The sequence below is a fragment of the Bradyrhizobium hipponense genome (assembly GCF_008123965.1).
Classification (GTDB): Bacteria; Pseudomonadota; Alphaproteobacteria; order Rhizobiales; family Xanthobacteraceae; genus Bradyrhizobium; species Bradyrhizobium hipponense.
Window position 1 is genome coordinate 1 of record NZ_VSTH01000151.1, and the last position, 10,349, is coordinate 10,349.

General features: G+C 59.3%; 10 protein-coding genes. 6 read left to right on the forward strand and 4 right to left on the reverse strand.

Annotated features, from left to right (window positions below; genetic code table 11):
* Positions 1-380 precede the first annotated feature (380 nt).
* On the forward strand, positions 381-1,520 hold the full coding sequence (locus FXV83_RS35665; protein WP_235940439.1) for a tyrosine-type recombinase/integrase: 1,140 nt from the start codon (positions 381-383) through the stop codon (positions 1,518-1,520).
* Between the two features lie 401 nt (positions 1,521-1,921).
* Here FXV83_RS35665 and FXV83_RS35670 read toward each other — a convergent pair whose 3' ends face one another.
* The 4 genes from FXV83_RS35670 to FXV83_RS35680 form a co-directional block, all read right to left on the reverse strand.
* Positions 1,922-3,280: a DNA polymerase gene (locus tag FXV83_RS35670; protein ID WP_148744224.1), complete on the reverse strand. Its 1,359-nt coding sequence runs from the start codon at positions 3,278-3,280 to the stop codon at positions 1,922-1,924.
* Positions 3,280-3,900, reverse strand: a complete 621-nt coding sequence (locus tag FXV83_RS35675) for a hypothetical protein (RefSeq protein WP_148744225.1) — start codon at positions 3,898-3,900, stop codon at positions 3,280-3,282. The genes FXV83_RS35670 and FXV83_RS35675 overlap by 1 nt, the downstream gene beginning before the upstream one ends.
* Before the next feature lie 610 nt (positions 3,901-4,510).
* Positions 4,511-4,654: a hypothetical protein gene (locus FXV83_RS43245; protein ID WP_187436400.1), complete on the reverse strand. Its 144-nt coding sequence runs from the start codon at positions 4,652-4,654 to the stop codon at positions 4,511-4,513.
* On the reverse strand, positions 4,641-4,904 hold the full coding sequence (locus FXV83_RS35680) for a hypothetical protein (RefSeq protein ID WP_148744226.1): 264 nt from the start codon (positions 4,902-4,904) through the stop codon (positions 4,641-4,643). The genes FXV83_RS43245 and FXV83_RS35680 overlap by 14 nt, the downstream gene beginning before the upstream one ends.
* 973 nt (positions 4,905-5,877) lie before the next feature.
* Between FXV83_RS35680 and FXV83_RS35685 the strand changes: the two genes are divergently transcribed.
* From FXV83_RS35685 to FXV83_RS35710, 5 genes are all read left to right on the forward strand, one after another.
* Positions 5,878-6,063, forward strand: coding sequence for a hypothetical protein (locus FXV83_RS35685; protein WP_235940440.1), 186 nt, complete (start codon positions 5,878-5,880; stop codon positions 6,061-6,063).
* Between the two features lie 61 nt (positions 6,064-6,124).
* Positions 6,125-6,394 carry a hypothetical protein gene (locus tag FXV83_RS35690; protein ID WP_148744227.1) on the forward strand — a complete coding sequence of 90 codons (270 nt, stop codon included), beginning with the start codon at positions 6,125-6,127 and terminating at the stop codon, positions 6,392-6,394.
* Positions 6,391-6,729: a hypothetical protein gene (locus FXV83_RS35695; RefSeq protein WP_148744228.1), complete on the forward strand. Its 339-nt coding sequence runs from the start codon at positions 6,391-6,393 to the stop codon at positions 6,727-6,729. The genes FXV83_RS35690 and FXV83_RS35695 overlap by 4 nt, the downstream gene beginning before the upstream one ends.
* Positions 6,730-7,665: 936 nt before the next feature.
* A complete protein-coding gene (locus FXV83_RS35705; protein ID WP_148744231.1) occupies positions 7,666-9,366 on the forward strand; it encodes a methyl-accepting chemotaxis protein in 1,701 nt (566 codons plus the stop codon).
* Between the two features lie 380 nt (positions 9,367-9,746).
* Positions 9,747-10,100 (forward strand): DNA-binding transcriptional response regulator, encoded by a 354-nt coding sequence (locus tag FXV83_RS35710; protein ID WP_148744230.1) that lies wholly within the window; start codon positions 9,747-9,749, stop codon positions 10,098-10,100.
* Positions 10,101-10,349: the final 249 nt, after the last annotated feature.

Genomic DNA, 10,349 nt, shown 5'->3' on the forward strand with positions numbered 1-10,349 from the left:
AGGGCGCAGGGAAGACCGGGCGCCGGCTGGCACCCGCGGTCCACTGTGCGAAGTTGCAGTAGGAAATCTGCACAGCGGCATACAAGTGAAGCCAGGACATCCGGCCTTCCCTGCGCAGGGGAAAAATTGTGATGCCTGCGGAATTGCAGAGAACCGGACGGAATGTCTAATCCGTTGATAAAGCGCCAATTATAGCCATATGATGCCCTGCACCTCCTTAAGCGTACGCAGACACAATCGCGACACTTGGCGAGAACGGGGCATCCATCATGGCACGCAAGGTCTCTTTCAGCGCACTCGAAAGCCGCAGCGCTCGGCTGCGCCTGAAGGTCCAGCGCCGACCGTACAGCGGGCCCTCGCTCGCGCGCGGCATCTCGTTGATGTACCGGCGCAACAAGACCAACGGCACTTGGGTGCTCAAGGCCAGCGACGGTCAGGGCGCCTACTGGACCAAGGGCTTCGGACTCGCCGACGACTTCGAGAACAGCGACGGCAAGAATGTGCTGACGTTCTACGAGGCGCAGGACGCCGCGAAGCGATTGGCACGTGGCGAGGATGGTAGCGCCGATTCCGCGCCGATCACGGTCGACGGCGCGCTCAAGGACTACAGGCGGGATCTCGAAGCGCGCAATGCGAATCCCTACAACGCTGAATCACCCCGTGTGCATCTGACCAACGTGCTGCTCGCGAAGCCGGTGCAATTGCTGAACCCGCACGAGCTGAAAAAATGGCGTGATAGCCTACTCAGCAAGGTAACGCCTGCCACGATCAATCGCGTCTGCAGATGTCTGTGCGCCGCCTTGGAATTGGCGCGACAGCACGACGAGCGGATTCAGAACCGGCAGGCGTGGGAAGTTGGTTTGGCCGGTTTGCCGGATGCACAGGAGGCGCGCAACGTCATCATCTCTGACGATAAGGTGCGCGAATTCGTCGCTGCGGCCTATGGACATGACCATCAGCTGGGGCTGCTGATCGATACATTGGCGATCACCGGGGCGCGGCCGAGCCAAGTCGTGCGCTTGCGCGTCGAGGACTTGCGCGACCATCCGCTGCGGTCGAAACTGATGATGCCTAGATCCGGCAAGGGCGGAGGACGCAATCGCAGCAAGCGGAAGGCCGAACGCTATTCAGTACCTATCACCGTGCAGCTGGCAGCCAAGCTGAGAGAGGCGACAAAAGGCCGCGCCGATGATGCACCGTTGCTATTGCAGAGCGATGGCAGCCCATGGGGCGACAATCCGGGTCAGACCTATCATCGCCACGTGGACAAGATCGTCACCGCCGTCGGGCTCGAACCGACCGTCGTGACGGTCTACGCATTAAGACATAGCAGTATCGTGCGAATGCTGCTGCAAAACATTCCGATCAGGCTAGTAGCGTCGCTGCACAACACGTCGAGCAACATGATCGAACGGACCTATTCGAAGTGGATCACCGAACACAGCGACGAGATCTCGCGTAAGGCGCTGCTCCAGCATGAGCCGGCAAGCGGCGACAACGTGGTAACGCTGGCGAGCTGATCATGGTCGGAAGCACAAACGTCAACCCCAGAACGTAACGCAAGAACGTAAGCGCAGCGTTCTGATTAATATGCGGGAGCTGTCGAATTCATCGTCCGCCGCCCTAAGGTGGCGCGAACTCGGGCGTGCATGGTCGGAGACTCCGCCGGCCAAGAAAAGAAAGCGGGCCCCTGGTGCCGGACGGCCACCAGCGTTGACCGAGGAAGAAATTAAGCGTGGCATGAAATTGCTGTCCAGCAACTGGCCTATGTATCCAAAGACAGCCTTTGTACTCTTGCGAGAAGCCGGCATTGGCGTCAATGTCAGCGATCTCACGCTGCGGCGACGAATCCTCAATCGGATTCGGGATCGACGGGCTGCCCTGCGGTCTTCACCTGCCCGTTAATCAAGTCTGATGACCGTCACCAAGGGTGGAGGCGGCCAGCGAGGATTGCGGTATCGACGGCCGCATCCGACCAACGCCAAAAGGTCTTGTATGTCTGCCGGTGCAGCCCCAATAGACCGCGCGCTACGATTCTCGGTTGGCCGATTTTCATTGCCAAACCATATTCCCCCATCGCGTACTGCACGCCCAGCACGCATTGCTTGTACAGCTCGCGCGTCGGACCGTGCGTTGCCTTGGTCGCGTCGCTAGGCACCGCGTTCGCCTGTTTGGCAAACGTGAGGTAGCAGTCGCCCGATACGTAAGCCTCCTGCATGGCCGGATCGCCACTCAAGGCAGCGGCGATCCCAAATTCTTGTTGCCGATAATCGAGATAAACGAGCGCATGACTGGGCTGAGGCTTGATGAGGCCACGCAGCCAAACACTCGGCCCGAAAATATAGCGAGAATTGGATGGCTGGTTGCGGCCAGTGCGAGCACGAAAAGCACTCATCAGACATCGATTGCGGCCATCCGGACCGACGGCGAGATCATTGAGACGCAGGCCAGCGAGACTACTGCGCAGCTCACGCAACGGTGAGACCTGTGGGTAGCCTTTGGCCTGCTGGCGAAATGCCTCATCACTGAGATCGAGCTGGCCGCTATCCAGCATCGGCCACGGAATCCTTTGTGTCGCCAACCAACGGGCGAAGCGGTCCATCTTGAAGGTGCGCCCGTCGTATACGCCATAGTCCCGATCAATCGCCTTGATCAACCGATCCTGGATTCCGATCCAATGCTCGCGCAGCGGCGCCAACATGTCAGTATCAATCGGCGTGCCGTTGTACTCGACGGCCGACACCGCGCACATGTAGCGTCCGCGCAGCAGCGCCCGCGGCAGATCGACAAGCGGCACCATGATCGGGAGCAAACGCTTGAGCGCAATCACATCCGACTCACAATAGTCGATGATCTCCTGCCGGCTGAAACGCCCGGGCCAGGTGCCGGTGCCGAGCGCCACTTGCAGCTCCTGCTTCTCGACCGCATCCATGATCGGCAGGCCGTAGTAGGCAAGAGCACCGAGCAGCCTGTAGCCGGCGGGGACGGGCAGCCCGTTGGTCAGGTTGCGAAACTCAACGAACAGGTCGAGCACGCGTTCGGGCATCGGCCACCCGAGCGCGCGATAGCAGCCCCATTCGGCGCTGCTGTAGTACGCGATCGACAGAACATCCGCCCCTGCTGCGAAGGGCGGATATTTGCCGAACTCATCTTGCCAGAGGCGGAAGGTACGGCCGCTGCGCACCTCATGGGCGACACAGCAGACCGGAATCGGCTTGCCGCCCACGGGAGTCTGGAACTCGAAATCGAGCAGTACGATTTCGCGGAAGGCGGACAGCACTAGATCAGGCCACGCAACCGGTTGACCACAGGATGATCGAGTTCCTGAATGATGTGATCGCGGAACGCGATCTTGATCAGGTCCCAATAATCCATGTCAGCCGGCCACTCGGGTTCGGTCGTTTGGTTCGCCGCCTGGTAGATGTCGTACGCGCCCAGGCTCTTGTTCCACTTGAGGCGGACCCACTTCTCCTTCGCCAACTCGGCGGCCTCGCGAGCCGAGCGCCACGCATCGAAGTCTTTTCCGTCGGTGCCGGGGAGCCGCACGGGCCAAAGGAATACAACTCCTTGCTTGTTGGTGGCCAAGTGCAACGTGACGCTGACGATCTCGCTCGCCAGCTCAGGGACCAGCTTGGCGGCGACCACATACTGTTCGTCGTCATCCTTGAGCTGAATCAACGGGAAGTTTTCGCAGAATCCCGAGCCCGCGTGAACGCGAACGAAGTCCTGCGAGTTCGGCTTGCGCACGGGCACCGTCGTGATCAATTTCATGACGGCGGTCGTATCCGCGAAGGACTGACTGAGCCGCAGGTTCGCGGGAGCGAACGGGTCCGCAGGTTTCTCGGCGTTGGTGCCGACGGCAGTGTCGATGGCCAGAGTCTTGCGTTTCTTGGAGGTCATTAGGTTTCCTTTTGAATGGTATAGAATGGCGATGCCGGCGCCGAGGCGTTGCGTGAGAGCGACTAGCCGCCCAGCCACGACGCCAGGGTGCTCATCGTGTTACCCGAGGACGCGCCGTTTGCCGGAGCGACGATGGCGCGACGCAGGCTTGCGATGGCGCTGGCTCGTCTTGCGGGTACTCCAGCACGGGGCCAGGCGCGATTTGCGCATGGGCGAGGCCATACGCACACCGGAGACGCGGTCAACACCGGTACCCCTGCTGCTCACTTCCAGCCGCGTCGCGTCGCCAATGCTATAGACTGTCAGCAAGAGCGTTCCGCCGCGGAAGCAGACGAGCTTGCTGGCGGGATCATAACCGGCAGATACAAGGAGTCGGCACAATTCCAAGACGGGATTGTTGGCGCAGGCATAGAGGCCGGCGATCGCGCAGTGGCAGCCGTTCACGCCGACCAATTCGGCGCGAATCGTTCGGGCTTGTTTCGCCCAACGTTCAGGTTTATGCATATTTGGACTTACTCCGATGTTTTCCTAGTTGGAGTTGAACGACCGGCGCTGGTAACGCCGGGACTAAAGGGCCGCCTTTGGGCGGCCCAATTTCTTCGTGGCTGCGTTATGCAGTTGCCGGGAATGCCTGGTGCTCACAGACCAGAATGGCGCGGAACGGCCGGTCGGCAACGACCACGTCATAGCTGTGCGCCGCGAGCGAGCCGAAGAACGGCATGGCAGTGGTCGTGTTGGTGCTACGCAGCAGCATCGGACCCCGCGGCCATCTTTTCACGACCTTCAGAGGCCGCGCGCCAACGCTTCGCAGCCTCGCGCGAGATCAACACGCGCACGCCAACACGGAACGTCTCGGGCATGAGACCCTGGGCCTTGAACTTATAAAAGCTCTGGACCGAGAGGCCGTGGCGCGCGCAGAACTGCCCAATGGAATAGGCGTCGAGGTCGGAGTCATCCGCCCCGCCGGCAAACTTGCGGCCGGTGCTCTCGCCGCGTTTCAACATGGTTCTTGTCCTTCCTTGCATGGTGAATCAGATGCGGAGAGGATCACGCAGAACCGAGTTGGGTTAAACTGACTTGTTTATCGAAATTAAGCGGCCGCTTATTCTGAAAAACTACGCGCTTGACAGCCAGCGATGCAGCAAGCGAGCTGAGCGGGTTCGCTGGCGTCACGCCGTCTCTGTTTGCTAGACCAGCATGTCTGTTTGCTGCACCAGCATACGGGCTCTTCTTTATCTATATGTATATATGGGTAAGCGTTGAGTGATGAAGCTGAGAGCGTAGCTTCGAGCATCGGCTTCATCGACGATGCTCTGATCCACATGACAGCGGCGTGGGTGGATACATTGCTCCAGCGTATTTGCGCGATCGGAATCAGTTCTTGCGGCGTTATCGGGTCAAGGTGATAATGATTCCGCGATGTGCTCTTCGAGCGCTGAGCGCGCGGAGCAAACATCGTTTCGGTGAACAGTCACTGTGCGGCCCGCGTTCAGCAGCCTAACAATCACGAGAGCAGTTTAGGTTCTTCCTAGGCCGGGCCCAGTGCGGGTCGGGCGCCAGCGCCCGGTATCCCTAGCGATAGAAATTTTTGAACTTGCTGCAACGACAATGGAAAAGCGAGAAGTCCCCTTGAAGCTGCACTATTCCATCGATGCGCTCGCTCTACTGCTCGAACACGATCGCGGGACCCTGACGCGCGCAACGCTTCGCGGCGATCGGGCAGGAACGCCGCAAACCAAGGTAGCGCGACTAGAGAAACGGAACGGGCCGCGCCGCGCGCCGCGTGGCATGGGGGCGGGTAGTCGCAAAACCAACGACGAGAATGGCAAGAACCGCACGGGCTGGGGCGCTTGGACTGGGATTAAATTCCTAGACGGGCGTTGCCCATTTTGACGGCATTTTAGAAGTACACACACAGGTTCAAAAGTGAGAACCAAGCCGAAGACGCACCGTGCACCTACGGCCGCCGCTCAGCGCATGCGGGAACACCGCGCACGCGAGGCGATCGGTGCTACGCGAATTGCCATTGATCTCGACGGGGACGACAAGGACTGGCTTCGCAGCCAGGGCACGCTGCGGGAATGGGACGAGGCAGATGCACGAGCACTCGCGCAAGCCTTGAAGCTGGCGCTGCAGAAACTGCATCGCAAGGTTACAGCGTAACCAAGGTTGAGATCGCGATCTGCTATTTGAAATTCGACTTCGAAATAGTGAGGGGACGACAATGGTCGTCAGGCTAACAGCGAGTGAGCTGGAAACTGGCCGCCGTTTGGTTGCCCGCAAGATGGCGCGTTCGGTGGTTCGCATTTTGCCGGAAGCCGATGATCTGGTTGCAATCAATCGGATAACCAAGCAAATCCGCGAACTGCTCTGGCACCGCGATAATCCTGACAACATGCGCGCGTGTCGCGCGTTGGTCCGCGAGCAAGCTCGGCTGTCGCTTGCGTATGAGCGACGCCATGGGGAAGCCCCCAACATCAAGCCGTGTAAATGACGAACGTCCCAACTCCCGAAGAGCGCCGTGCGATCGAAGCGAAGGTTTCGCCCCAGCGGCGAGCCGAGATCGAAGGCCTCGTCAAATCGCTGGCACCAGTGATCGGCGATTTCGTGCTGAAAGCAACCGCGCCGTTGAAAGAGCGGATCAAGGAACTCGAGTCGCGCCCGACGCTGCGCTACCTGGGCATTTGGGATGCATCGCGGACGTATCCGCCGGGGTCCTTCGTCACCCATGCGGGTTCGATTTGGCATACCGACGCGGAAAACACCGGCGTTCGGCCGGGTGAAGGCGGAAATTTTTGGCGACTGGCTGTGAAGCGTGGCACAAAATGAAAATATTAGACGAAGCAAACGCCGAGTTGTGCCGCCATCGCGATCTTGCGCTCACCGCCTATGCGCGCCGTCTGCTTGCTCGCGGTGCCGACATTGACGGGGAAGAGTTTCGTGCGAACTTGTCGAAATATGCCGGCGAGTTGGAGGCGTGGCGGAGCAAAGCTATGGATTGCTTGCGGCAATTTGTCGAGGCGATGACGGAGCGGCCGTCCGCGACGCTGCACTAACTGGCCGATCATGGCTCTAAGCGCATCAAGGAGTTCGTAGCGCCGTTAGTCTGCTGTTACGAGCCTCACTTCCCGGAGCTTCGCAAGGTTGGCTGCGTCAGTTGGACTGCCCGCGCGGCTGACGGCAACAAACCACTACGCGCAGCCTGCAACGAGGCCGGCGAACACGTATGTCCACATCGTGGTGAAGGCCATGGAGTAATCAGGCGTTGGCGCCCGAGCGAATGGCGCAAAAGCGAGCTGGCGGCCGAGCGCTTTCGTGCCGGATGCTCTCACACCGATGCCGCAGCCCTTGCCACATTCTGAACCAGATCGGATGCGGTAATCGGCGACATCAGTGATCGGAAGGCGCGGCGGATGTAACCGGCCTGCTGATCCTAAAGGCCCCGACGTGGAATACGTCGGGGCCTTTTGTTCAGGCCATCCATAGACCGGCAAATATCGATTCAGGGGCGCGAAGCGGAAATCATATACTCGATCCGAGCGTTGCCGGTTGTGACCCGGAGCGGCCGTTTTGTAAGACGAGTGAGACCGAAATAGCTGGGCCGCTATCTATCACGGTGCGCGAGAGCTGGCCGTCTCACAATTTTCGGATGCTCCGTAGAAATACGCGACCAATTCAGACTTCGGATTTCTTTAAGAAACTTGGGTTAACCATGCGTCCGCATGATTCCCTCTGCCGAGATGGACATGAAGGGTTACCCCGATGATGTCATTGCTCAACAATCTTCGTATCGTGCTCAAGCTCGGCCTGATCGCCCTCGTGATGGGCGGTGTCATGGTTGGTCTCGTCGGTTACATGGCAACTCGCATGTCCGCAATCGATGAGGCTTATTCGGATGTTGTCCGGAGAGTCGACACCTCGACCACTTCCATAGCACAGATCGCGCGCCGAGCAGAAACATATCGCGAGGCTGCATTCGAGATTCTCACAGAGACAACCGACGCGGGAAACGCACGCCTGCTGAAAACAACTCAGGATGCCGCGACGGAAATCATCGAAGGTCTCAAGAAAGCAATGGTTGACGTCCCGGAACAGGCGACAGCAATCGGTCAGCGGATCGATATCTTTAGGCAGACGTTTGCCACCTGCAAGCCCGCCGTCGAATACGCGTCCACCACAACTACTCCAGAAGATAATCTCAAAGCCGCGCAAAGAATGCGCGACGAATGCAATGGCCCGCTTCAGAATGCCGTTGCGTCGCAAGTCAAGCTGGTAGATGCAATGGTCGAGTTCTCCAAGTCGAAAGCTGACGCGCAGCATTCCGAAGCGAACGCCGAAATCCGCGCCGTTATGGTTTTGGCGGTGCTAGCGAGCCTTAGCGCCATCGGTTTGGCGCTTGCGATCGGCATTTTTGGCATTGCTCATCCAATGACTGCCTTGGTCGACTTGCTTCACCGAATGGCTCGCGGCGAAAGTATTGAAATGGCTGCATTTGGTAGAAAGGATGAGATTGGAGATATCATTCGCGCCGTCGAATCCGTCAAGCAAATGCTCGCCGACAAGGCCAGAGAAGAGGTCGAAGCCAAAGTAAGGCGTGACTTACTTGCGGCGCAGCAGCGAAAAGACGAGATGCACCGGCTCGCTCGCGATTTCGAGGCTGCAATCGGCGAAATCGTTGAGACAGTATCGTCTGCTTCGACAGAACTTGAGGCATCAGCCGCGACTCTTACATCGACCGCCAAACACTCGCAGGACACTACGGCGATGGTAGCTGTAGCGTCAGAGGAAGCGTCGACCAACGTCAGTTCCGTCGCGTCGGCTACTGAAGAGCTGTCGGTCTCCGTGAACGAAATCAGCCGACAAGTGCAAGACTCCGCGCGAATTGCCAATGAGGCTGTTCGTCAGGCACGAACGACGACGGACCGGGTCAGCGAATTGTCGAGGGCGGCTGCCCGTATCGGCGATGTGGTTGAGCTGATCAATACCATCGCCGGTCAAACCAACCTGCTTGCTCTAAACGCCACGATCGAGGCGGCACGCGCCGGAGAAGCTGGCCGGGGCTTTGCCGTTGTCGCGTCGGAGGTCAAAGCTCTTGCTGAGCAGACGGCAAAGGCGACCGGAGAAATTGGTCAACAGATTTCCGGCATTCAATCAGCCACAGAGGACTCGGTGAGTGCGATAAAGGAAATTAGCGGGACCATCGAGCAACTGTCGGAAATCTCGTCAACGATCGCTTCAGCAGTGGAAGAGCAAGGCGCCGCCACGCAGGAGATCTCTCGTAACGTGCAGCAGGCGGCTCGTGGCACAAACCAAGTGTCCTCGAATATTGTCGATGTTCGACGGGGCGCGAACGAAACGGGCTCTGCGTCGGCGCAGGTCTTGTTTGCGGCGAAATCGCTGTCTGCTGATAGCAATCGACTCAAGCTCGAAGTAGGAAAATTTCTAAGCACCGTTCGCGCGGCGTAGGGAGTCGAGCACGCGAACAACCTCCGCGGATCGGCCAAGTAGGAAGAAGTGCTCAGGTCCGCTTGTGGCCCGTTTGAGACATGCCGGGGCGGAATGACGATATCCGTTCACAAGGGTAGACCGGAAGAGAACGGCACGCGGGCAGGCTTAAGCGCGTGCCTCAGCGGAGGTCTTTCGGCCCACCGATGTAGCTGACAGAGCATCGGAACGAAATTGCAGAAGCTAAGTTGATCCTTCCGGATCACGCCTTGACAACGTGATGCCGACAGAAGGGCCTCAGCCGGACCAGCCCCGGGTTGAGGCCCTTCCTTAATGTGTACATTAGCGGGAACAAACCCGGCCCTTGTTTGTAGGTTCCGGCGGTCCGCGACGCGGCGCTCATTGAGGCCGGTTTCGCGACCGACATCCTCTCCTCAGCCGAGGAAGGCCTGACTCTCTTCAAAAGCGGAGTGAAAGAGTACCGGGCGCTCGTTGCAGACGCGAACCTCATGGGCTCGCTCAGCGGCTGGGACTTAGCCAGACAGGTCCGAGAACGAGAGCCGACGTTTCCCGTGATCTACATGACCGGCGCTGCGGCGGACGACTGGGCATCGCAGGGCGTCCCGAACAGCATCCTGTTGCAGAAGCCATTCGCGCCCGCCCAGCTCGTCACGGCGATCTCGCAGCTCCTCAATCAGGTCCCCCTACGCGCGAATGAGGCCGCCTCAATTCCGGCCAGCGCGTCATGGCGGTGACGAATCATAGCGAGCGGCAGGATACCCTCCGCCAGAGGACCTTTCAGAGCAAGGAGCGAGGACCGCAGCACGCGCGCGAGGCACGAGAGCGGCACCTTTGTGGTGCGGCTGCTGACCGGGCGAAGATCTGTTGGCCGTAGCAGCTAAGTCTTCAAAGGCCCGATTTCGTCGCCCGATTCAGATTATCGCGTGCTGGCCGGGCCAACTGGACTCCTCATAAACCGCCTTCCTAGGTCAGCGTTTTCTTGG